Source organism: Roseobacter sp. HKCCD6576-2, assembly GCF_013179285.1.
Classification (GTDB): domain Bacteria; phylum Pseudomonadota; class Alphaproteobacteria; order Rhodobacterales; family Rhodobacteraceae; genus Rhodophyticola; species Rhodophyticola oceani.
Genome location: NZ_WVNW01000010.1, coordinates 1 through 22,563 on the forward strand (window position 1 = coordinate 1; position 22,563 = coordinate 22,563).

A 22,563-nucleotide genomic window follows, 5' to 3' on the forward strand; every position below is an offset into this window, starting at 1 on the left:
AACCGATGAACCGATGAACCGATGAACCGATGAACCGATGAACCGATGATACGGCACAGCTAATTGACCCGCAAGTAACAGGCTGAATCTATTGTGGAAATTGGCGGTTTTTAGCCAAGCACTCGCTGGCCAATCAAATCGTTCCATACCGAACAATAGAACCAGCTTGCTGCCTTCAGGAAATTCCCAAATCCTATACTTGGATAGGTAAAAATTATGGAGAGACCTGCGCCGTCAGGCTTTCATTCTGTCAACACGGCCTAGGGTCAGGACCCATTGATTTCGGAGGGACGGCGTGATTCACGGTTCGAAAACGCGATTGTCTTTGAAGACAGCGATGCAATGAAGATCGCGTCAGATGAGGGATCGATGTCTGCAAAGCGTAGAGGCAGTCGTCCAACGGCAGCAAAGTGTGCCGACGGAACGCGACAACCATGGCCTCTTCTTCTGCATTGAGAACAGTCGAGCGCGGGTCTTTGGGCCCGGTCTTCTGATCCTCGACCGTCTGACGCTTGCGCCACTTGCCCACCGTCTTCGGATTGATCCCAAGCTCGCGGCTCAGTGCCGCGATCGAAGCTTGCCCCTCTCGGGATCATGCTGCGCATAACCCTGCCGGGCAGGGGATCGCTGTATTGCTGCTCTGACGGCGTGCGTGGTCGTGGCGCTCCCGTGACGAACTTGTCCCATAATGCTTCCTTCCATTCCAACGAAAGGATCACACCATCAAAACAACTGAAAGCACTGGATGTTGACTATGCACATTACAGGGCGATCCATTATCACTTCTTCCAAGATGTCTACGCATGGGCAGGACAACCAAGACAAATTCGAACCGCCAAAGGTGGGAACTGGTTCTGCTATCCAGAGTACATCGACACTGAGATGACCCGTATTTTTCGAGAACTCGCCGAAGAGAACCACCTCGCCAAGACGAATAGTTTGCAGGACTTCGCCAGGCGCGCGGCGCACTACATTGCCGACATCAACGCTGTCCATCCATTTCGCGAGGGCAACGGGCGCTGCCAACTCACGCTGCTAGATACCCTTATGCAGGTTGCGGGACTTGAGATGGCGGCGCAAAAGGCACAAGGTCGTTTAACCGGCTACGGATGGGTCGACAGTAAAGTCGAGAAGGTGATTCATGCGATTGAAGCGCATAGTTTTTCTGCTGAAATTGAGCCAACCTCTATCGAGGCAAAAGTCCTTCAAGACGCCGACCGCCTCGATGCAATTGGGTACACCGGAGTGGCAAGATGCTTCTATGTGTCCGGGCGACTAGCGAGAGCACTCTATGATCCCGAAGATCCTGAGGCTGGTGATCGCGAACTGAATGATCTCGATTTCGCCATTGATCATTTCAAGACAAAACTGCTGAAACTATCCGGCTGCTTTCAGACCAAGGCAGGGCAAGACTTGGCAAACGCAAGGCACAGTGTTGTCGAAGGGTTCTTACAAGGCTTCTTGGCTGAGGTAACGCCAAAAAAGTAGACATTTTGTTTCGCCGCGTCTTGGTGAATTTCTACTTCCAAACACCCTCTCCCACTCGAAATTCTATCCGCTGCTTTGATGTCATTGGCCTTCAATGAGGCGCGCGCGACTCTATGTGTGCAATTCGTTGACACGATCCTGAAGGTCGGAAAGCCGTTCAATCAGGGTTTCGAAACCAACGGCGTCCGATTGTAGGAGGCCCGCGTCAAGCATTTGCCGATAGTCGTTGCTCAAGGCGTCGAATGCCTCCCCGGACGGTATGAGGCACAATGCCCCGGACACCGCAGCCTGGTAATCGATGATATTGCCGTCGCAATCATTTTCTCGAAAGAAGTGCTGCTTGTACCTTGCCACATCTTCAGCGAGGTCGTGATCACTGATCGCATTTACGGCTATGTCGGTACGATCAAGACAACCTAGATCATACCAATGCCGGGCATAGCGATCACCTCCGCGAAACGCGCCTCTCAAGCAATAGGCATGAATGGCGGTAGCCTTCTCCCAGAATGTACGTTCCGCGCGCATGACGCGCGGATTTGCGATTGGCGTCTGCAGATCTGTAATTGCTCCGGAGATATCACAGGTGATTTTATGGGGATCGGCCGGTTCACCCGTTGAGCGAGCACCGAATTCCAAAAGAACGGCCGGACGAACATAACCTGTTCCGCTGCGAACCGCCTCATACTCCAGGACGATATTGTCGTCGTTCAGGACCGCTTTTGCGTCCATGCCAGACGTTTGAATCCTTTCAGTTAAAATCTGAAGGGGGTCGGCTTCGACCCATGTCGAAAGGCGTGCGCGGACGGTGTCAGTCCACTTCCTTGCTTGGGAGCGGTTCGGCGGATAGGGATTGTCCGGATCATCGATCAGGTCAGGGATGATTTGTCTGATATCATAGGTCAGATCGACATCCTCGGAAAACCGGTTGATCGCCCGGTAAGCTTTTGAGAGCGATGTTCCGCCTTTGAAGACGAGGTGGTCTCCGACCGAACTCTCAAACAGTGCGTCGAGTGTCCAGACGACCCAGATGTCTTTCTCGAGTAAATCCGCTGGCCGCCCCGAGATGGAGGCGGCCGTTTCCAGCGCGTCAATCTTATCGGTAGCCGAGAGCCCGAAGTAGTCCGTCACCGCAAAATCACGATGCGCGATTTGGAGCGGCAAGAGCGCTCAACTCTTTCGCCATCCAGGTTGGCGCATTGGCGCGCAACTCAAACAGCTCGCTGCGCTCTTCTTCATTGAGCCGCGGTTTGATCCTGTTCAAGGCTTCGCGGGCTTCCGGCTGCCCAAAGTAGGCAAGAGCGCGAAATGCGTGCCCTGCCCGGCTGTTTGGAGCGCGAAGTTGCCAGCTTGGAACATGTTTGAGTTCGACTGCCTGCGCACCCAGCTTCAATTGACGACTAGGACCGGACGTCCAGAAAACCTGACACGCGGGGTTCTGCGTGGACAGCCCCAAAATATTAGCAGCCGCGGCACCGCTGATCGATACGCGCTCTCCCGTGGCCTTGGCGATGTTTTCAACCACTGTGTTTGCGGAAGGTGCTCGCTCACCGAACCGGGTCTTGACCGGCAGAGCGAACAGACCGCGTCGAACGCGCAAAAGCTCGCCGCGCTTGACCAGCCGCGACAGCGCCTGGTCCACGGCTGCCCGCTCGCCAAGATGCAACAACTCCTTCGCGGAAAGCGTTCCTCCTTCCGGCAAAGCTTCCGCATAGGCTTTGATCGCTTGAGATGTAGTGGTCATGGTTTGCTCCTACTGTCAGATACATATCTTGTTTTCTGACAGTTTGCAAGTTAGAAGCATGGTTGTGTGCGCACGAAAGAAGGCGCCGGCCGATGAAGGAACGAATTGATTTGAGGCGATTATTGACGCGATATGAACATCGAACCACTGCGAAAACGGAAAACCAGCGGCGAGCTCTATACGCGACGGTCGCCAACCACGACCTCCCTCCGAAGCGCAGCAGGAGATTGCTCTCGCGGGCACCAGAAGTATGCGTTGCACGCGAGCACCCACTTGGAGCGATTTGCTCACTTAACATCCAAAAGTGGGATCCACTTCGCCTGTGTCCAATCACTCTAAAGCCAACCGATGCAACTAGGTTGCATGCCGATCTCCATGTATTGAGATCACGTTTCCGTTTGAGGCGTCCAAACAGCTTTAGTCGTCGGGCTCTGAGTTGAGCCTCGGCTGCTCGTGCGTACCCGCCGTCCAACCGGCGAACTCGAGCCATCCAGAAAAGCCTGCAAGAAGCATGTTTCTGTAAACCAATGCGGCGGCAAAACTCCAAGATATTCTAATAAGGGCTGTTTCGTGGCCGTAGCGTTCTAACGTTCTCCTCACAGGACAACGAAGGCGCATGTGCTTTTTTTCGCATGTCTTTGCTGCTCCGTTTGATTGGACGAAACGAGTGTCACTGACGTGATCAAATCGGCAACTATTCTCCGTAGCACTTGGCGGATTGAATGTCTGCTCTGTGGATGCTGTGGCGCAGCTCGGTACTAAACTTTGAGTGGCTAGTTTGGGCCGTCTCTCACGGAAACTCAAACCCGCAGGCTGCGACGCCTTACTACCCTTCTGGCAGATCGTAGAGCGTCATCGTGCCGTCGGCGTCAGCTTCCAAGACTTTGTTCAACATCACGTCGGCCAGGTCTCCGAGTTGTTCCAGATGAGCGATGGCAGCTTTGATAAGCGCCTTCGCCTGAACCCTACCGAGACACGGTAGGATGATCATACCAGGGTGTATTTCGGCGCGCGATGCAAGTGTCCGGAAGTCGCGTGCGTTCTCCGTGACAATAGTGAGGTCATGTTCGATGCAACGGGCAAGTACGGTATGATCTGCCTCACCGAGCCCGCCCTGATTGCGCGGATGAACGACATAGTAGCCTTCCTCCGCCATGAGCTCATTTGCCACGCGCGGTGACAGGCATTCGTCCAGAAAGAGGCGCATCAATAAGGCTTATGCGGCATTGCGCCAAGGCTTGCCAGCACTGGGTCTGCCCCGTGGCGGATGCGCCTTCGCATAGACGAGTGCCACCTCGAACGCCTCCTTGCTGATCTCGGGATAGTCCTCGACCAAATCGCCCAAAGTCTCGCCACCCTCAATGCGCCCGAGAACGGATTGGCAAGTAATGCGTGTTCCTTTCAGGATCGGCTCACCGCCTAAGATATCCGGATCTACCGCCAAGTGCTCATACCTAGTTTCAAGATAGACACGTGTTCGATCCCAAACCTCAGTGACGAGCGGCTCAAGATGAAGTGTCAGACCCGGTGACAGCTCCAGACTCCCAAACTTGGTTGTCTTCGAGCTTCGCAGGAATTTCCAAACCAGACGCTTCGACTTCTTTTCCATCTTGATGCCATCGAGGGATTGCATCGCTCGCGCATAGGCCACCGCATGCATTGGCACATGCGCGGCCATGGTCTTCCGCATCCAGAGCTTTGACTTACGCCTTGGAATGATACCCTCTTCGCAATCTTTCTCGATCCGCCTTGGGGCGACTCCAGCAAGATGTGCCGCTTCTTTGATTGTGAGGTCTTCTAATGCATGCGGTGCCATAATCTTTCCCTTCAAGGGGATAAATAAAGACAGACGGCCAATTTGTCAAGATTTCGAGAGTCCGGTCATCCGTGATCTCGCTGGTACAATTCTAGTTCCGGCAGGTCCCGCAGACTCTGCAGATCGAACGTCGCCAGAAAAGCATCCGGCGTCACGAATGTATGCGGGGGCCCTGGACGCGGCGACCGCGGGCCGCTGGCGATCAGGTCCTTGTAACGCAGCCGGGCGAGGAGTTTCTTAGAGCATATTGATCTGCCGTTCAGAAGTTCTCGGGATCGACATCCGAACCATGAGACCAGAGCCGCCGTTTCCAGACAACGCGAGGTGACCGCCATGCGCTTCTGCAACAGCGTTGGCAATCGGCAAACCCAGGCCACTGCCTGACCCCGGTGACACCTGCCCGAACCGCGACAGCGCGGTGTCGTACTTGCTTGGGTCGATCCCCTGCCCGTTATCCCCGACCGTGATCGTGGCGTTTTGGTCCGAGGTTTCGAGCCAAACCTCAATCTCACTCATTGCATCGCCACCGTGGAGAAGGGCGTTGGCGACGAGATTTTCGATGGCCTGTTCCAGCAGGGTCCGATCCGCGCGAACCTGCACAGGTGGCTCGTTTGCCAGGAGTTGCAGGTGAACACCGCGCTCATCTGCCCGTCGCCGCTGGCGGGCCACAACGTCATCCAAGACGTCGGCCAGATCTTCGAATGGCAGGTCCTCCACCGGTGGCGCCGATCTGGCCCGCTCGAATGCCAGCAAGTCTTCGGTCAGTTTCGCCGCATGTGACGCGGCCTCGGTCAGGTCCGCGGATCGTGCCTTGAAGTCCTCCTCCGTCTTCGATGCTGCGACAGCTTCCGACAGCGCGACAACGCCCGAGATTGGATTGCGCAGTTGGTGGGCAGCGTCTGAAATGAAGATGTCTTTTGCCCGAATGGTCGCCGACATCTCCGAGAAAAGCGCGTTGAGCCGCCCGACAATTCCCTGGACCTCCTCAGGAATAGGTCGACCAATCGGCGTCAGATCCTGGGACGACCGGCGGGCAATTGCATTCTCCAGATCAAGAAGCGGCCCCATCCCTAACCGCACGCCGAACCAGACAATCAGCGCAACCGCCACCACAAGGGTCGCCATGACGGCATAGGTCCGCCGCGAAAGGCTTTGCACAAAGCCATCGCGCAAAGCGAGGTCTTGCCAAACGGTGAAGGTGAAGTCGCCAGAGAGACCGTCGATATCCATTCGGTCCGTGAAGCGGACGGCACGTACAGGGCGCCCCTGATAAAGCGCATCAAAATAGATGTAGTCCTGCGCCTCAAGCATGCCTGGCGGAACCGGCGGTGTAGCGTATCCGGTCACGAACACGCCGTCGGGCGCATAAACATGGTAGAAGACCCGGCCACCTGACGTGTTGCGCAGAAGGTCACGTGTATCCTGGCTGAGCGCATCGCCACCACTGTTCGCAGTATCCCTGGAGATGCCAAGCGCCGTCACCAATAGGGATCGGTCGAACCGGTCGGCCGCGCGCGCCTGCGCATCGCCCGCCGCCCAAATGGCAACGCCCACAGAAATCCCAAGAAGCGGGGCGAGAATAATGATCGTCAGCCGCAATCGAAGCGACAGAGTACGTGTCATTGCGCGGCCTCGGACATCGCATATCCAATGCCGCGCCGAACTGAGATATCGATGCCAAACCCCTTAATCCGCTTCCGCAGACGGGACACGTAAACCTCGACAACGGCCTCCTCCACGTCGCTGCCGGTGCCATACATGCTGTCGAGCAATTGCTGCTTAGAGACAAAACGACCCCGCGCGCCGAGCAAGGTCTCAAAAAGCGCCACCTCCCGACGTGGCACCGAAAGGTCGCCATCGGGGCCGAGCACCGCCCTGGCCATCGGATCGAAGACAAGCGGGCCAATCTTTTGCAGATCGGGGTCGGTGGTCGGCGGCCTCCGGCTGAGCGCCCTAAGCCGCGCGCTTAGCTCGTCCATCTCAAATGGTTTTGAGAGGTAGTCATCGGCACCCGCGTCAAGACCGATCACCTTGTCATCCAGATCCGATTGTGCGGTCAACATCAGGACTGGGCGCTGGTCCCCCCGGGCGCGCATCGCGGCCAGAACCTCTAACCCGCCCATCCCTGGAAGCTTAATGTCCAAGATCACGAGGTCCGCGCCATCCTCTCGTAGATAGAGGTCAGCCTCGACCCCATCATGTAGAAGATCGACTGCATGTCCTTCGTCTTGGAGACGGTATGCGATGCCTTTCGCCACCGATACATTGTCTTCAACAATGACAATACGCATGGAGTTTTTCTGCCGATGAAAGGTTCGTGAAAGATTGGCATTGAACTCTTCGCTTATCAAGGCGGCGACAGATTGCCGCCTCAATGAGACGCGTGGGGTTGGGAGGCCCGGCGCATTGGGAGGAAAAAATGCAGACTATCTTCAAGCGCTCCACCGCGCTTTTGGTGACAGTTTCAGCCATGGGTCTCTCGGCGCCCGCGCTCGCCGACGGCCACGGGCTAGACCTTTCGGGGGAAACCGTTGAATGGATCATCCCGTTCTCGGAAACCGGCGGCTCAGCCCGGTGGGCCAATTTCTATGCCCCGCTTCTGAGCGAGGCCCTGCCCGGCAACCCAACCGTTGTCGTGACCTTTATGCCCGGAGCCGGATCGACCCGCGGCGCGAACCATTTCCAAGAACAGGAATATGAAGACGGCACGCTGATCTTCGGAACCTCGGGCTCGACCCAGTTCCCCTATCTGCTGAACGATCCGCGCGTGCGCTATGAATACGGCGACTGGAATGTGGTTCTGGCCTCCGGCACCGGCGGCGTGGCCTATCTTCCGGCTGATTTGGCCGCAGAGCTTGACGCCGGTGGCGTCGAAGCGCTTTTGGACGAAAACTTCATCTATGGCAGTCAGGGGGCGACGCGCCTTGATCTGGTGCCGCTTCTGGCCTGGGAGATGTTGGGCCTGAACGTGGAGCCGGTCTTTGGCATCGAAGGCCGCGGCGACGGTCGTCTGATGTTCGAACGCGGCGAGGCGAATATCGATTACCAGACCTCATCGTCCTTCCTGTCAGGTGTGACGCCGCTGGTCGAAGCCGGGACTGCCGTGCCGTGGTTCGCCTTTGGTGCGTTGGACACCGATGGCAATGTTGTGCGGGACCCGACATTCCCGGACATGCCGAGCTTCGCCGAAGTCTGCGAAGCCGCGCCCTCCTGCGAAACCTCGGGGCCGGCATGGGATGCTTGGCTCGCCTTCTTCACCGCGGGCTTCCCGGCCCAGAAGATGGTGTTTCTGCCCGCCGGCGCGCCGCAGGAGGCCATCGACACCTATACAGAAGCGTTCCAGGCCATCACCGAGCGCGACGATTTCGCGGAAATCTCGGCGACCCGTTTGGGGGTCTATCCTCAGATGACAGGTGCTGCCGCGCAGACTGCGCTTGAAAGCGCCACCGCGGTGCCGGAAGAAGCGCAGACCTTCGTGATCGACTGGCTCGCCGAGCGCTACGGCGTCGTGCTCGAGTAATCGCGACTCTAGCAGGCGCCCCCGATCACACGGAGGCGCCGCCTATTCCAAGAAATCGGGGAGGCCGCCATGGACCTCTTTGCGGCAGCGTTGCCCGCGCTCAGCGAAGCATTCGGGATGATCCTTCAACCCATTGTCCTGGGATATCTCGTCCTGGGGGTCGTCATGGGCCTCTGTATCGGGGTCTTCCCCGGGCTGGGCGGCATTGCCGGTCTGTCCCTGCTGCTGCCCTTCATGTTCGGGATGGAGCCGCTTTATGGTCTGGCGCTGATGGTTGGGATGGTCGCGGTTGTGCCGACATCGGACACATTCGCAAGTGTGCTTATGGGCATTCCGGGCTCATCGGCCAGCCAGGCAACCGTTCTTGACGGCTTTCCCTTGGCCAAGAAAGGCCAGGCCGCCCGGGCGCTTTCGGCGGCCTTCACCTCATCTCTCTTCGGCGGTCTCCTGGGCGCGACGTTTCTGACCTTCTTCATATTAGCCGCGCGCCCGATTGTCCTGGCGTTCCAAACGCCGGAGCTTCTGATGGTCACTATTTTTGGCCTGTCGATGGTTGGGATTCTGGCCGGCCGCGTGGCGATCAAAGGCATCGTCGCGGCGTGTTTGGGCTTGCTCATCGGCACAATCGGCGAAGGCGCCGCCTCGGGTGAGCTGCGCATGGCGAGTTATGACCTGCCCTATCTCGTCGACGGTTTCAAATTGGTGATCGTGGGCCTGGCCATCTTCGCGGTGCCCGAGATCATCGCCCTTCTGCGCCAAGACAAGGCCATTGCGGACCGCCAGGTCCTGGGCGGCGGGTGGCTGACCGGCGTGAAGGACTGGTGGGCGAACAAATGGCTATCGATCCGCTGCTCGCTGATTGGCGTCGCGGTGGGTGTGATCCCGGGGCTTGGCGGGTCCGTGGTCGATTGGATCGCCTATGGTCATGCGGTCCAGACCTCGAAGGACAAATCGCAATTCGGCTCTGGCGACATTCGCGGGGTCGTCGGGCCCGAAAGCTCCAACAACGCCAAGGAGGGCGGCGGGCTGGTGCCGACGCTGCTGTTTGGGATCCCCGGATCGGGCTCCATGGCGATCTTCATCTCGGGCGTGGCCCTTCTGGGCACCGGCCAGATCGAGGTTGGCCCCTCGATGATCAACAACAACCTGAATTTCACCTATGCAATTGTCTGGCTCTTGGCGCTCGCCAATGTTATCGGCACCCTTATCTGTATTGGCGCGGCGGGAGGCATTGCGCGGCTCACGAATATCCGCTTTGCGCTCCTGGCCCCGTTCCTCTTCATGATCATCGCCTTCGCCGCGTTTCAATCTCGGCAATCCATCTGGGACCTGGTCGCGCTCTTCGGCATTGGCCTTCTGGGCATTCTGATGCGGCGGTTCGATTGGTCGCGGCCCGCCTTTCTGATCGGCTTTGTGCTGTCGACACCGGCGGAGCGTTACACCAACCAAGCCTATCAAATCGCCAGTTCCCGCTTCCGGCGCAGCTTTGAAGAGGGGCTGGATTACATCTTCAGCCCGATTGTGATTGTCCTGATCGTCATCACGCTGCTTTCCGTTGTTATCGGGTTGCGGCAAGCCAAGAGCATTCAGGCCGAGGGGTCGGTCAATTCCGGCGGCAAGCGTGCGCCGCTCATGTTCCTGCTGGCCGTCACCGCCTATATCGGCATTGCGTATTTGGATGCCGCGACGATCCCGGATTACGCCCGCACCGATCGTGTCTTCCCAGTGTTTGTGGCCACCGTTGGGCTTATCGGCTGCGCGATCCTGCTGCTGCAGATGCGGCTCAAACCCGAAACGGATGCGCTTTTCGCGGATCGGGAGGTTGAGGATCGAGACAGCAATGCCTTCGGTCTATGGGCGACCTTAGCGTGGTTTGCAGGTCTTCTCACACTCACCGCGCTTGTCGGCTTCATTCTTGCTCTTGCGGTCTTTCTGCTTCTGTTCATCCGGTTCCGCGCCGGGAAACCATGGGGTTATGCCGTGATCTACACGAGCGCGGGGATCGCCTTCATCTGCGCAATGGCAGCGACGCTGAACCGGGATTTTCCACCGGGGCTGCTTCAATCCTGGGTCGATTTGCCGTGGCCGCTGACATGACCCAGTCGGCCATCCCTTTCTGGTTTCTGCGGGGCGGGACATCGCGCGGGCCCTATTTCAGGCGAGACGATCTTCCAGAGGATCGCGATACGCTGGCCGCTGTACTTCTGGCCGCCCTCGGTTCGGGCCATCCACTGAATATCGACGGAATTGGCGGTGGCGATGCTGTGACAACCAAAGTCGCCATGCTGTCTCGGTCTGACGATCCGTCGACCGACATCGACTATTTCTTCGCCCAAGTCGGGGTCGAGGATCGGCGCGTTGATTTCAAGCCGACCTGCGGAAACATTTTGTCCGGCGTCGGTCCCGCGGCGATCGAGATGGGATTGATCTCAGCAACTGGGCCGATCACCCGGGTCCGCATCCGGGCCGTGAACACCGGTGCGCGGATCGAGGCGCTAGTGGAGACGCCCGAAAGCAAAGTGCGCTATGATGGAACCGCGCAGATCGATGGTGTGCCGGGCAGCGCTGCCGCCGTTACGTTGCAATTCATGGATACGGTGGGCGGTGTGACCGGCGCGCTTCTTCCGACCGGCAATCTGATCGACGAATTCGACGGGATCCCGTTAACCTGTATGGATGTGGCCATGCCGATGGTGATTGCGCGCGCCGCCGATTTCGGCCTGATCGGCCAGGAAACCGTGGAAGACTTGAACAAAAACGCCGGGTTCTTTGCCCGGATGGAGAGTATTCGCATCGCAGCCGGCCGCGCCATGGGCATGGGCGATATCACCCAATCCGTAACGCCTAAATTCGGCCTTTTAGCCCCCGCCAGGGCTGGCGGCATAATTGCGACGCGCTATTTCATGCCGTGGAAGACCCATCCGGCGCTGGCCGTGACGGGGGCGCAATGCCTGGCCGCCTGTGTCCTGACACCCGGTACGGTGGCCGAGGGCCTGTGTGAGGTCCCAGAGCTGAGCCCCGCAACCATTACGCTGGAGCATCCGACTGGGCAGTTAGAGGTGGTCGTCGATTTCCAGCGCGACGGTCCAGATACCGTGATCCGCTCCGCTGGCTTGATCCGAACCGCACGTCTTCTGGCCAAAGGCGAGGTTTTGGTGCCTCAAGGGCTTGGCGCGTGATATCAAATCAGCTATTGGTATACTATAGTATACAATTGGAGATCTCGTGATGCCCAGCACCCCGTCCGATTTGATTGCGGCAGCCGAAAAGCACCTTGTGTCCGCCGCCGAGGCCCTTACGGACGAAATGCGCTCCTACCCCATGCCTGTCTCGGGCTGCGACGCACAATACAACCACCTGATCGCCGAACGAAACCGCGTGCATGCGGCGTTGACCGCGCTCACAGGCACGCCTTTCGTGGCGACACCGCGAACACCTTACGAAGGCGCCGGAATCGAAAGCCGATGAACGTTCACATCCTCGACGATTGGTTCGATACACTCCGCGGGCTGCCCTGCTTCGCGAAGTTGGCCGCACATGACGTGACCGTCTGGACCGATCATGAACCGGACCCGATCCGGCTTGCCGCCCGCACCCAAGACGCCGAATGCCTGGTCTTGTTCCGCGAACGGACGAAGATCACGCGCGACTTGCTGGAACGCCTGCCGAACCTGAGACTGATCTCCCAGAGGAGCGTCTGTCCCCATATCGATGTGCCCGCCTGCACGGATACGGGTGTCCTCCTCTCCTCAAACATGCACCGCGACACGCCATCATACGCCGCCGCTGAGATGACATTGGCGCTGATCCTGGCCAGCTACCGACAGATCCCAGAGCAAGTTGTATCGATCCGCAATGGGGACTGGCAGGCTGGTGTCGGTCGGACACTCCGCCGCCGCACCCTTGGGCTCTATGGCTATGGGCGTATCGCGCGTGCGGTCGCGGGCTATGCCGAGGCGATTGGCGTGCAGGTGCAGTGGTGGGCCTCTGAGGCCGGACGGGCGCGGGCCAAGGCGGACGGTCAGCACGTGGCCGAAAGCCGGAAGGCATTCTTCGCCGGCTCAGATATTGTCAGCCTGCATGTCCGCCTGAAGCCTGAAACGCGCCGCCTCATCACCGGGCAGGACCTTGCACAGATGGCGCCACGCAGCCTCTTGGTGAACACGTCCCGTGCAGGGTTGATTGAAACGGGGGCTCTTGAGGTCGAGATTGCCCGCGGGCGCATTTATGCCGCCGTCGACGTCTTTGAGCAGGAGCCGTTGACCGAGACGGATCACCCGCTTCTGACGCACCCAAATGTCCTGCCGACGCCGCATCTGGGCTATGTCACGGAGGACGAATTCGACCTGCAGTTCAACGACATCTTTGACCAGGTGAACGCCTATGACACGGGCAAACCGATCCACATGATCAATCCCGAAGTGTGGCGCCCATGATCTGGCGCGACCGAAACCCGTCTGTCCCACAAGGGCGCGGAACCGTCTGCACGCGGAAGCACGCCCTCCGGTGCGCCAGACCAGCGGACGCCAAACGCAACAAAGAAAGCCTTAGCCCATGACAAAACAGGTGATTGTCGTCGGATCGGGGAACGCGGCGCTTTGCGCCGGGATCGCGGCGCTTGAACAGGGCGCAGAGGTCCTGATGCTGGAGAAAGCCGACGAGGCGCTGGCGGGCGGCAACACAAAATACACCGCGGGCGCGATGCGGTTCGCATATGACGGAACCGCCGATCTGCTGCCGCTCTTGCGCGACCGGTTTGACCCGCGGCTCGAACGCACCGATTTCGGCAGCTACAGCGCCGCGACATTCGCCGACGATCTTCTTAGCTTCAATGGCGGTCGCCCCCTGTCGTCAGAGCAGCGGCGCCTGATCGACGACTCTCTTCCAACACTGCTGTGGCTTGCCACCCATGGCGTGACCTTTGAACCGATCTGGAGCCGCCAAAGCTTTGAGAAAGACGGGCAGATCGTCTTCTGGGGAGGCCTGACGCTGGCCGCCGAGAACGAGGGGGTCGGCTTATTCGAGATGGAGCGCGACGCATTCCTCGGCCTTGGCGGGCAGATCAGATACGAGGCGGGTGTTACGGGACTTGCGCAGGAGGACGGGCGGATCACCGGCGTTCAGGTGGGAGATGAGGGCCTGCCAGCCGACGCAGTGATCCTGGCTTGCGGCGGATTTGAAGCGTCAGAGGATCTGCGCGACAACTGGATGGGGGGGAACTGGAAAAAGGCCAAGGTCCGCGGGACCCCGCACAACACCGGTGACGGTTTAAAGATGGCCCGCGCGATTGGGGCGAGGCCGCGCGGGCTTTATGACGGCTGCCACGCCACGCCGATGGATCTACATATGGCCGATTTCGGAGGCCTGCATCTGCCGCCGATCGAGCGAAAGAACTACCGCAAGATCTGCTATTTCCTGGGTGTCATGCTGAATGCGGACGGAAAGCGGTTTGTCGATGAGGGTAAGGATTTCCGCAACTACACATATGCGCAATTCGGGCGCGCTGTGCTTGATCAGCCGGGTCATTTCGCCTGGCAGGTCTTCGACGCCAAGGTCTCGCATCTTCTTTACGGTGAATACAGTTTCAAGGACGCCCATTTTGTCGAAGCGGATACGCTAGAAGGCTTGTGCGCAAAACTCGATGGAGTCGATCAGGCGGCCGCGTTCAAGACATTGACCACGTTCAACGAGGCGGTCGATGCCGACACCGCCTTCGACCCAACGGTGCTAGACGGCAGAAGCGCGCGGGGTTTGGATGTGCCGCGGTCGAACTGGGCCCAAACCCTCGATACACCGCCGTTTCGGGCCTACCCGGTCACGGGCGGCATCACGTTCACCTATGGAGGTGTCGCCGTATCTAACCAGGCCGCGGTTCTGGATAGACACGAGACCGAAATCGAGGGGCTCTTCGCCTGTGGCGAGATGGTGGGCGGCGTGTTCTTTGAGGGCTATCCAGGTGGGTCTGGCCTGACATCCGGGGCCGTCTTCGGACGCCTCGCCGGCACCCATGCCGCGAGATAACGGGAGGAGACTATGAGCATCAAATCCATTCTCTGCGCCTATAGCGGCGATCCGGCCAAAGGCAGCGGACTGCGCCACGCCTTGCGTCTGGCCCAGCATCACGACGCTTACCTGACCGGTGTTGCCAAGATGGGTGGCTTGGCCTTCCTGCATCGGCATTTCTCGGCCCAAGTCCCTGAGAGTGTCCGAGACCAGCTAGAGGCCAATGGCCGCAAGACACTGGCCGAGATCTCGGACCGTTTCATGGCCATGGCCCGTGCAGCCGAGCTTGGCGACCGGGCCGAGTTTGTGGAGCTTGACCCGAAAACCGACGGTCCCATCGCCGCCTTTGCCCGTGCCTTCGATCTGGTTGTGATCGGACATCATACAGGCGCACCCTATGAGGATGAATACGCCGCCCACCCCGACCTTATTGCCTTGCGCAGCGGGCGCCCCGTCTTAATAGTGCCGGACAGGTATGACAGCGCCACGACCTCTGCGGGTGATGTCATTGTGGCTTGGGATGGCAAACGAGCCGCCACACGCGCGCTTGTGGCCGCGATGCCAATCCTCGAAGACGGGGCGCGGGTCACGCTCCTTTCAGTTGGAACAACACCTCGAAACACAAGCCGGCTTCAGCAGACCATCGCCCGTCATGGGGTAACGGTTGAGGCCCTGACGGTCCCACAGCAAGGGTCAATCGCAACGACGCTTCTGTCCCACGCGACGGACCAGAACGCCAATCTGATCCTCATGGGCGCCTTCGAACACAGTAAGTTCAGCCATGATTTCATTGGCGGGGCGACAACCGATGCGCTGAATGACACGCAGATTCCTTTACTCATGGCGCATTGAGTGAATTGCCATGGTCGGTTCTGACCAAAACCGCTCGGATGGGCGTAGTTCGACATCAATCTCGATGCGCGCGGCTCATGAGGTTTCGCCCGGGATCAGCGTAAACTGAAGATCCGTCACGCGCGGAACCTCTTGGCCCGCCAAAGCATTCAGCACCGCCCGCGCCGCGCGCTGACCAACCCGATAGCGCGGGAAACGAACGGTGGTCAGCCTTCGGGGCAGTGATTGACCAATGTCGAGGCCGCCAAACCCGGCAACCCCGACACGTCCGGGGACTTGCCACCCCATCTCCTGGCAGAGAAACACGGCGCCCACTGCCATCAGATCATTACCAAAAATGACGGCATCGATCTTATCGTCCTTCTCGAGCAAGCGGATCAGGCCGGCTCGGCCTTCGGCAACTCCTGGCGGAGCGTCGTAGAGGTTCGGCGCCACAATTGGATAGCCGCGTGCGGCAAGGTGGCCGCGAACCGCCGAGAACCGGGCGGAGGCGGCGAACTCGGTCCCGTGCCAGCCGAGAAAGCCAATTCTCTGGTAGCCCTTGGACAGCAGGTGATCAGTCAATGCCCGGGCCGCCGCGCCGTGATCGAACCCGACGCAGCGGTCGATCGGTTCGCCCGATACTTCCATGATCTCGATCACCGGCACTTCGGCCCGGGACAACAGTTTCTTGGTCCGGGTCGTGTGGACGAAATCGTTAACGATAAGGCCGGCGGCGTTCCAGGACAGAAGGGATTCCACGAGGCTCTCCTCGCGGTTCACATCGTAATCCGTGACGCCCACAACCGGGTTATATCCAGCCTTCTCAAGCTCCTTGGTGATCCCGGCCAGAACCTCGGGGAAGATGCCGATCTGCATGGACGGAAGGATCACGCCGATTTGGTTCGACCGCGCAGAACTCAGCGATCCGGCCATGCGGTTCTTCACATAGCCCATCTCCTCAACTGCGGCGAGCACCAGGTCCCGAGTTCTGGCGGAGACGGTGCCACGGCCCGACAGGACCCGGCTGACGGTCATGTCGGAAAGCCCCAGTGACCGGGCGATGTCCTTCTGTGTATATCGGTGGTTGGTCAGCTTCTCTTCCCTAATTGTTGACGTTAGACATTCAACAGTATCAGGCCGAGGGGGCGGCGGCTACAGTTCCCCCAAATTCTAAGGGAGGACAAACCAATGACGATGAGAGGCACTCTGATCGGCGCGAGCGCGCTTGCCTTGGCCGCAGGCGCCGCCATGGCCGAGTATCCCGAGCGCGCGGTGACCATCATGGTCCCGTTTGCCGCCGGTGGCGGGGCCGATGTGCCCGCACGGTTCCTGGCTCAAGAGCTGGAGCGCGAGCTTGGCCAGTCGATTGTGGTGACCAATGTAGTCGGCGCGGGCGGAACCATCGGCGCAACGCAATTGGCCGACGGCCCCACGGACGGGTACAACCTGGGCTTCATGCCAGTGGGCACTACGACAACACAGCCGCATCTGCGCGGCACAAGCTATAACGACGAAAGCTTCACACCAATCTGCATGGTCGCCTCTGGCCCCTTCTATCTGGTGGTCAGCCCTGACGGCGGAATTGAAAGCTGGGAAGATTTTGAGGCCAAGGCCACTGGCGAAGGTGCTACCTTCACCGGCGCCGCGCCGGGGTCGCTGGCCCATGTCACCTCGGTCGCTTTGGGCGCCATGTTCGACAGCGAAATCGGGTATCTGCCGACCTCTGGCGGCGGCGAAGCGGTGAATGAAGTGATGGGTGGGCGCGCCGACGCGACGGCCTGGTTCTCAGACTACGATGTGCGGTTCGGGCTGAACGCGCTGGCCATCTTCGCACCGGAACGCTCGGAGATTCACCCAGATGTGCCGACGAGTGGAGAGTTTGGCCACCCCTCCGACATCGCGGTCTGGATGGGGCTTTTTGCGCCCGCAGACACCCCGGATGACGTGATCGCAACCCTCGATGCGGCCTGCGCGGCGGCGGTGTCTTCGGACGGGTTCGTCACCAACATGACCGAGGCCAACCGCGAGATCCGCCATATGGATACCGCCGCGTTCGACACGTTCTTCCACGCCGCCTATGAGCAGAATGGAGAGCTTCTGCGCAATGCCGGTCTTGTGAACAACTGACAGTGCGCCTACGCGCCGCCGCCACGTTACGGCGGCGCCCTCGGTCGGCGGACCGCCCGACAGAGGTAAGGGGCCGGCAGATTTGCTAGAGTATCCGTAGCGATGCGACATCTGGAACTCACACTTGCGGCGACGCTGCTGCTGACGGGCATCGGGCTTTTGTCGGTCACCTTCTCGCCTGCCTTCGATGTGCCGACCTTTGGCGGCGATGTCGGCCCGGCCTTTGCGCCGCGCGGTTATCTGATCGTTTGGATCACGCTGGCCCTGATCATCCTGGTCCAGGCCAAGCAGGCCAACCCTGCGCCCTTGTCGGATTACGGCAATATGCGGCGGCTTCTGGCGGTGGTGGGGGTCGGTGTGGCCACCGGGTTTGCTATGCTCTGGTTGGGATTTGTTATCGCGGCGATCCCGGGCTTATTCGCCTTCGCTTATGCGCTTGGATATCGGCGGCTTGGGGTGCTGATCACCCTCAGTATTGCCGCCCCGCTAACGATTTGGGCGCTCTTCACCTTCGGCTTTGAGCTCCTGCTTCCGCGCTCTCCCTGGTTTGGGAGGCTTTGAGTCATGGACCTGATCCTGCAAGCCTTTGGCCAATTCAACAGCCCAACCGTGCTGATCGCGCTGGTGATTGGCGGGCTTTGGGGGACACTTGCAGGCGTCTTGCCAGGGATCGGCACGGTTGCCGCCCTAATCATCGCGCTACCCTTTACCTTTGCGATGACCACCGAGGCGTCGATGGCGCTGTTCCTGTCGATCTATGTGACCTCAGTCTATGGCGGCTCGATCTCGGCGATCCTGATCAACACACCCGGCACCCCGCAATCGGCCGCGACGGTGCTGGACGGCTTTCCCATGGCCCAGGCGGGCAAAGCGGATCTGGCGATTGGCTGGGCGACGGTGGCGAGTTTTGTGGGCGGTATCTTCTCGCTCATCATCTTGATCTTGGCCGCCCCGGCCCTGGCACGAGTCTCGGTTGCCTTCGGCCCGCCGGCGATCTTTGCCATCGTTCTCTTCGCGCTCACCTGCATCGCCTGGCTGTCGGAAGGGAGCATGGCCAAAGGTCTGCTCGGCGGCATGATCGGGCTGTGGCTAACCACCATCGGACCGGACAATTACACCGGCATGACCCGGTTCCATTTCGGGACCGGGATGCTAAGAGGCGGGCTGACCTTGATCCCAATCCTGATCGGCCTTTTTGCGCTGTCCGAAGTTTTTGTACGCGCCGCCAATCTTGGCCAGGCCACGCCGGGCGCCAAGATGAATGTGGGCTTCCGGCTGCCGCCGATGGGTGACATGCTGCGCCGTTGGCGGGAGTTCCTGCGCGCCAGTGTCATGGGCACCTTCATCGGCATCCTGCCGGGCACGGGTGCCATGGCCGCGACTTTCGCCACCTACACCGCCGCTAAACGCTTCTCGCCAAACCGCGACAAGCTGGGCACGGGCGAGCCCGACGGGCTGATCGCGTCGGAGACCTCCAACAACGCGGTCACAGGCGGTGCGCTGGTCCCTACCATGGCGCTTGGCATTCCGGGCGATGGCGGCACGCTGGTCCTGCTCGGTGTGATGACGATCAAAGGCGTCACGCCCGGCTTTGATCTGGTCAACAACAACCCCCATGTCCTGACCGCTGCCTTCATGATGGTGTTTCTGGCCAATCTCATCATGGTCGGCACCGGTGTCTTCTCGGCTCGGCTGTTCCGGCACCTTCTGCGGGTGCCGGAGCCGTTGTTGATGGGGATGATCCTGCTGTTCTCGCTGGTCGGCGCCTTTGTGGTCCGCGGCAACCCGCTTGACCTGATTGTCTGTGTTCTGGCTGGGATGGCAGGCGTCCTGTTGCGCCTGGCACACTACCCGGTGGCGCCGATTGTGATCGGCGTGGCGCTTGGCTTCATCTTTGAGGCCAAGCTGCGCCAGGGGCTAATCGCCAGCCGCGGCAGCGTCTGGGATTTCATAACCGACCCCATCGCCTTGCCGATCTTCGCCTTAACCGCCGTCATCCTCGTGGCCTCTATCGCCCGGGCGGCCCGCCCCACACCCGTTAAGGAGGCCCCATGACGCGCCCTAACGTCCTTCTGATCGTCACCGACCACTGGTCCGCCAACCTTCTGGGCGCAGCAGGCCATCCGGCGATCCGCACCCCCACGCTGGACCAGTTGGCCCAATGCGGGACACGGTACACAAACGCCTATTCCGAACACCCCGTTTGCATCCCCGCTCGCCGGACGCTGATGACCGGCACCTCGGCCCGTGAACATGGCGACAGGACCTTCCAAGCCAAACTGCCGATGCCCGCCCAACTACCGACCATGGCACAAAGCTTCCGCGACGCAGGGTACCAGGCTTACGGCGTAGGCAAGACCCATACCTATCCGCAGCGGGATCGGCTGGGGTTCGACGATATCCTGATGGATGACGAGGGCCGCACGCATCACGGCGTGACCGACGACTACGAGATTTTCCTTGGTGATCAGGGCTATCTAGGCAAGCAGTTCGGCCATGGCATCTCCAATAACGGCTATGCGGCGACCTCCTGGCACCTGCCGGAGGAGGCCCACGCGACAAATTGGGCGACCGAGCAGATGTGCCGGATCATGCGCCGCCGCGACCCGGCAAGGCCCGCGTTTTGGTATCTGGGCTATCGCCACCCACACCCGCCCCTGGTGCCGCCACAGCGCTTTCTGGAGTTCTACCGCGATGTAGATCTGGACGAGGCCTATTCCGGCGATTGGACCGATGACGACGACCTGCCGCTGACGCTTCAGGCCTTCCGCGCGCGCTACAAGCTGAGCCATGGTGAGGCGCAATGGGCGCGCAAACATTTCTACGCGCTCTGCACCCAGATCGACCAGCAGATCGGACGGCTGATCGGAACCCTGCGGGAGGAGGGGCAGCTCGACAACACAATCGTCATGTTCACCTCGGACCATGGCGAGAGCCTGGGCAATCACGGCATCTGGGCGAAGCAGAACTTCTATGAGGCCTCGGCGAGTATCCCGATGCTTTTGTTGGGCGTGAAGGATTGCCCGCGGGTCGGGAACGACCAGGTCGATGATCGCCTTGTCTGCCTGGCTGACATCATGCCGACGCTGCTCGATTTGGCGGGGGTGAGAGTGCCGGGAACCGTCACGGGCCGCTCGATGCTGGGGGAGCGGCGCGACCATCTTTATGGCGAATTCGGCGAAGGCGAGTTGTCCAGCCGGATGATCCATGATGGTCGCCACAAGCTGATCTATTACGCTGCCGGGAACCGGTGTCAGTTGTTTGATCTGGAGGCCGATCCGATGGAGCTTTCCGACCTTGCAGATGATCCGGGGTATGGCGAGATCCTCGACCGTCTCAAGGGTCTCCTGATCGCGGCGCTTTACGGCAGCGATCAGGACTGGCTGACCGGCAGCACGCTGACCGGCCTGCCAAACCGGCGTTACCGGCCCGCGCCAAACCGGGGGCTGGGCTTGATGCGCGGCCACCAATGGCCGGTACCGCCGGTCAATCCCGACGGGTTGATGAACTTCTTTCCGGAGCAGGCCGACAGGAAGGACACCGCGGAATGACCCGTTTGGACCGGGCGCTTGTGACCGGCGCCACCAGCGGCATTGGGGCCGCGACGGTGCGTGCGCTGACCGCCTCGGGGCGGCAAGTGCTAGCCGTGGCTCGGCGGCAGGATCGGCTGGATGCGCTGGCAGCGGAGACCGGGGTTGAGACGCTCACTGCCGATGTGCGCGACACTGAAAGGATTGCTGCCAAGATCGACCGGTTCGAGCCAGAGATCCTGATCAACAATGCCGGTGTTGGTCATGGGATCGACGGGATTGGCGGGCTTGAGCCCGCCCAAATGCAAGAGGCGTTCGACATCAACGTTACCGCGCCAACGCAGCTGATCGCTGCCGCCCTGCCACAGATGCGGGCGGCGGGTCGGGGCCATATCGTCAATATCGGCTCGATAGCCGGGCTGCACACGCTGGTCTCTACTGTCTATGGCGGCGCGAAATCGGCGGTCCACAGGATTAGCCAGAACCTGCGCTTCGAGTTGTCTGGCACGGGCATCCGGGTGACCGAGATTGCCCCGGGGCGGGTGGCGTCCGAGTTCTATGCCGCCGCCGTGGGCGACCCCGACAAACTGGCAGCGATGGGTCAGTCGGGGATCACCGAGCTTGCACCGGAGGACATCGCATCGGCGATCCTCTATGCGCTCGACACGCCGGCGCATGTGAATGTCTCACTAATCGAACTTCTGCCGACGGAGCAGGCCGTGGGCGGGGTGAAGGCGGAACCAAGGAAAGGGACATGATGGGACGGCTAACGGGCAAGACGGCGCTAGTGACCGGCGGGGCGAGCGGGATTGGCCGGGCCAGTGTTCTCCGCTTTGCCGAAGAAGGCGCGAATGTGGTGATTGCTGATTTCAACCGCGACGCGGCGGAGGCGTTGGCGGGTGAGATCGGAGCCTCACGCCAATCGGCCCTTGGGGTGGCCTGCGATGTGAGTGACGAGGCCAGTGTGGATGCCGCCGTCAGCCGCGCCGTAGCTGAATTCGGTGGCGTCGATGTACTGTTGAACAGCGCCGGCGGCGGCTCGACCCAGGACGGCGCCATCACCGATCTGTCGCTTGATGAGTTCTGGCGGACGATCCGGGTGGACCTGTTTGGAACGCTGCTTTGCTGCCGGCGGGTGATCCCCGAGATGGTCAAGACGGTCGGTGGCTCCATCATCAACATCTCGTCGCTTCGCGCGGTGATTGGGACCAAGGGCGCCGATGCCTACACGGCCTCCAAAGGCGGGGTTCTGGCGATGAGCCGGGCGATGGCGATGCAATGGGCTGAACATGGCATCCGCGTGAATGTGATGGCCCCGGGGGTCGTGCTGACCGACCGGGTCGCGGCTTTCATTAGACCGGGCAATCCGATCTACCAGAAATCGCTGCTTGGCCCGTCCGAGCCCGCCGATGTGGCCAATCTGGCCCTCTATCTGGCCTCCGACGAAGCGCGTAAGGTGACGGGGACGGTTCAGCGGCTTGACGGCGGCGCAAGCTGTTATTGA

General features: G+C 60.2%; 22 protein-coding genes and 1 pseudogene. 14 read left to right on the forward strand and 9 right to left on the reverse strand.

Going from position 1 to position 22,563, the window contains the following annotated elements; translation table 11 throughout:
• Positions 1–322: 322 nt before the first annotated feature.
• Positions 323–687 (reverse strand): annotated as a pseudogene (locus tag GTF44_RS19075) (hypothetical protein); the annotation flags it as partial.
• Between GTF44_RS19075 and GTF44_RS22195 the strand changes: the two are divergent.
• On the forward strand, positions 670–1,488 hold the full coding sequence (locus GTF44_RS22195; RefSeq protein WP_367383422.1) for a Fic family protein: 819 nt from the start codon (positions 670–672) through the stop codon (positions 1,486–1,488). The pseudogene GTF44_RS19075 and the gene GTF44_RS22195 overlap by 18 nt on opposite strands.
• Positions 1,489–1,599: 111 nt before the next feature.
• On the opposite strand, the gene GTF44_RS19085 is transcribed toward GTF44_RS22195, so the two are convergent.
• From GTF44_RS19085 to GTF44_RS19115, 7 genes are all read right to left on the reverse strand, one after another.
• Positions 1,600–2,649 (reverse strand): nucleotidyl transferase AbiEii/AbiGii toxin family protein, encoded by a 1,050-nt coding sequence (locus GTF44_RS19085; RefSeq protein WP_216365178.1) that lies wholly within the window; start codon positions 2,647–2,649, stop codon positions 1,600–1,602.
• Positions 2,624–3,229, reverse strand: coding sequence for a DUF6088 family protein (locus GTF44_RS19090; RefSeq protein WP_171562536.1), 606 nt, complete (start codon positions 3,227–3,229; stop codon positions 2,624–2,626). The genes GTF44_RS19085 and GTF44_RS19090 overlap by 26 nt, the downstream gene beginning before the upstream one ends.
• 826 nt (positions 3,230–4,055) lie before the next feature.
• The gene (locus GTF44_RS19095) at positions 4,056–4,436 is read right to left on the reverse strand and encodes a DUF5615 family PIN-like protein (protein ID WP_253261356.1); all 381 of its coding nucleotides are present in this window, start codon (positions 4,434–4,436) and stop codon (positions 4,056–4,058) included.
• Between the two features lie 9 nt (positions 4,437–4,445).
• Complete coding sequence (locus GTF44_RS19100) at positions 4,446–5,045, reverse strand: DUF433 domain-containing protein (RefSeq protein ID WP_253261355.1); 600 nt, start codon at positions 5,043–5,045, stop codon at positions 4,446–4,448.
• A gap of 65 nt (positions 5,046–5,110) precedes the next feature.
• Positions 5,111–5,380 (reverse strand): SMC-Scp complex subunit ScpB, encoded by a 270-nt coding sequence (locus GTF44_RS19105; RefSeq protein WP_171562541.1) that lies wholly within the window; start codon positions 5,378–5,380, stop codon positions 5,111–5,113.
• A complete protein-coding gene (locus GTF44_RS19110; protein WP_171562543.1) occupies positions 5,283–6,668 on the reverse strand; it encodes a sensor histidine kinase in 1,386 nt (461 codons plus the stop codon). The genes GTF44_RS19105 and GTF44_RS19110 overlap by 98 nt, the downstream gene beginning before the upstream one ends.
• Positions 6,665–7,336 (reverse strand): response regulator transcription factor, encoded by a 672-nt coding sequence (locus GTF44_RS19115; protein ID WP_171562545.1) that lies wholly within the window; start codon positions 7,334–7,336, stop codon positions 6,665–6,667. The genes GTF44_RS19110 and GTF44_RS19115 overlap by 4 nt, the downstream gene beginning before the upstream one ends.
• A gap of 128 nt (positions 7,337–7,464) precedes the next feature.
• On the opposite strand from GTF44_RS19115, the gene GTF44_RS19120 reads away from it, so the two are divergent.
• From GTF44_RS19120 to GTF44_RS19150, 7 genes are all read left to right on the forward strand, one after another.
• A complete protein-coding gene (locus GTF44_RS19120; protein WP_253261354.1) occupies positions 7,465–8,565 on the forward strand; it encodes a tricarboxylate transporter in 1,101 nt (366 codons plus the stop codon).
• A gap of 69 nt (positions 8,566–8,634) precedes the next feature.
• Complete coding sequence (locus tag GTF44_RS19125; protein WP_171562547.1) at positions 8,635–10,662, forward strand: tripartite tricarboxylate transporter permease; 2,028 nt, start codon at positions 8,635–8,637, stop codon at positions 10,660–10,662.
• On the forward strand, positions 10,659–11,744 hold the full coding sequence (locus GTF44_RS19130; RefSeq protein ID WP_171562549.1) for a 4-oxalomesaconate tautomerase: 1,086 nt from the start codon (positions 10,659–10,661) through the stop codon (positions 11,742–11,744). Before GTF44_RS19125 ends, GTF44_RS19130 begins: the two co-directional genes overlap by 4 nt.
• Before the next feature lie 49 nt (positions 11,745–11,793).
• Positions 11,794–12,033, forward strand: a complete 240-nt coding sequence (locus tag GTF44_RS19135) for a hypothetical protein (RefSeq protein ID WP_171562551.1) — start codon at positions 11,794–11,796, stop codon at positions 12,031–12,033.
• Positions 12,030–13,001 carry a D-2-hydroxyacid dehydrogenase family protein gene (locus GTF44_RS19140; RefSeq protein ID WP_171562553.1) on the forward strand — a complete coding sequence of 324 codons (972 nt, stop codon included), beginning with the start codon at positions 12,030–12,032 and terminating at the stop codon, positions 12,999–13,001. Before GTF44_RS19135 ends, GTF44_RS19140 begins: the two co-directional genes overlap by 4 nt.
• A 118-nt stretch (positions 13,002–13,119) precedes the next feature.
• Complete coding sequence (gene tcuA, locus GTF44_RS19145; RefSeq protein WP_171562555.1) at positions 13,120–14,586, forward strand: FAD-dependent tricarballylate dehydrogenase TcuA; 1,467 nt, start codon at positions 13,120–13,122, stop codon at positions 14,584–14,586.
• Between the two features lie 12 nt (positions 14,587–14,598).
• Positions 14,599–15,420 (forward strand): universal stress protein, encoded by an 822-nt coding sequence (locus tag GTF44_RS19150; protein ID WP_171562557.1) that lies wholly within the window; start codon positions 14,599–14,601, stop codon positions 15,418–15,420.
• 75 nt (positions 15,421–15,495) lie between these two features.
• On the opposite strand, the gene GTF44_RS19155 is transcribed toward GTF44_RS19150, so the two are convergent.
• On the reverse strand, positions 15,496–16,509 hold the full coding sequence (locus GTF44_RS19155) for a LacI family DNA-binding transcriptional regulator (protein WP_367383424.1): 1,014 nt from the start codon (positions 16,507–16,509) through the stop codon (positions 15,496–15,498).
• Between the two features lie 81 nt (positions 16,510–16,590).
• Here GTF44_RS19155 and GTF44_RS19160 point away from each other — a divergent pair, with 81 nt between their 5' ends.
• The 6 genes from GTF44_RS19160 (at position 16,591) to GTF44_RS19185 (ending at position 22,563) form a co-directional block, all read left to right on the forward strand.
• Positions 16,591–17,529 carry a tripartite tricarboxylate transporter substrate binding protein gene (locus GTF44_RS19160; protein WP_171562559.1) on the forward strand — a complete coding sequence of 313 codons (939 nt, stop codon included), beginning with the start codon at positions 16,591–16,593 and terminating at the stop codon, positions 17,527–17,529.
• 102 nt (positions 17,530–17,631) lie between these two features.
• Entirely contained in the window at positions 17,632–18,090 is a 459-nt protein-coding gene (locus GTF44_RS19165; RefSeq protein ID WP_171562561.1) for a tripartite tricarboxylate transporter TctB family protein, read from the forward strand.
• Between the two features lie 3 nt (positions 18,091–18,093).
• On the forward strand, positions 18,094–19,584 hold the full coding sequence (locus GTF44_RS19170; RefSeq protein ID WP_171562562.1) for a tripartite tricarboxylate transporter permease: 1,491 nt from the start codon (positions 18,094–18,096) through the stop codon (positions 19,582–19,584).
• Positions 19,581–21,080, forward strand: coding sequence for a sulfatase-like hydrolase/transferase (locus GTF44_RS19175; protein WP_171562563.1), 1,500 nt, complete (start codon positions 19,581–19,583; stop codon positions 21,078–21,080). Before GTF44_RS19170 ends, GTF44_RS19175 begins: the two co-directional genes overlap by 4 nt.
• On the forward strand, positions 21,077–21,817 hold the full coding sequence (locus GTF44_RS19180) for an SDR family oxidoreductase (RefSeq protein ID WP_171562564.1): 741 nt from the start codon (positions 21,077–21,079) through the stop codon (positions 21,815–21,817). The genes GTF44_RS19175 and GTF44_RS19180 overlap by 4 nt, the downstream gene beginning before the upstream one ends.
• The gene (locus GTF44_RS19185; protein WP_216365179.1) at positions 21,814–22,563 is read left to right on the forward strand and encodes an SDR family NAD(P)-dependent oxidoreductase; all 750 of its coding nucleotides are present in this window, start codon (positions 21,814–21,816) and stop codon (positions 22,561–22,563) included. The genes GTF44_RS19180 and GTF44_RS19185 overlap by 4 nt, the downstream gene beginning before the upstream one ends.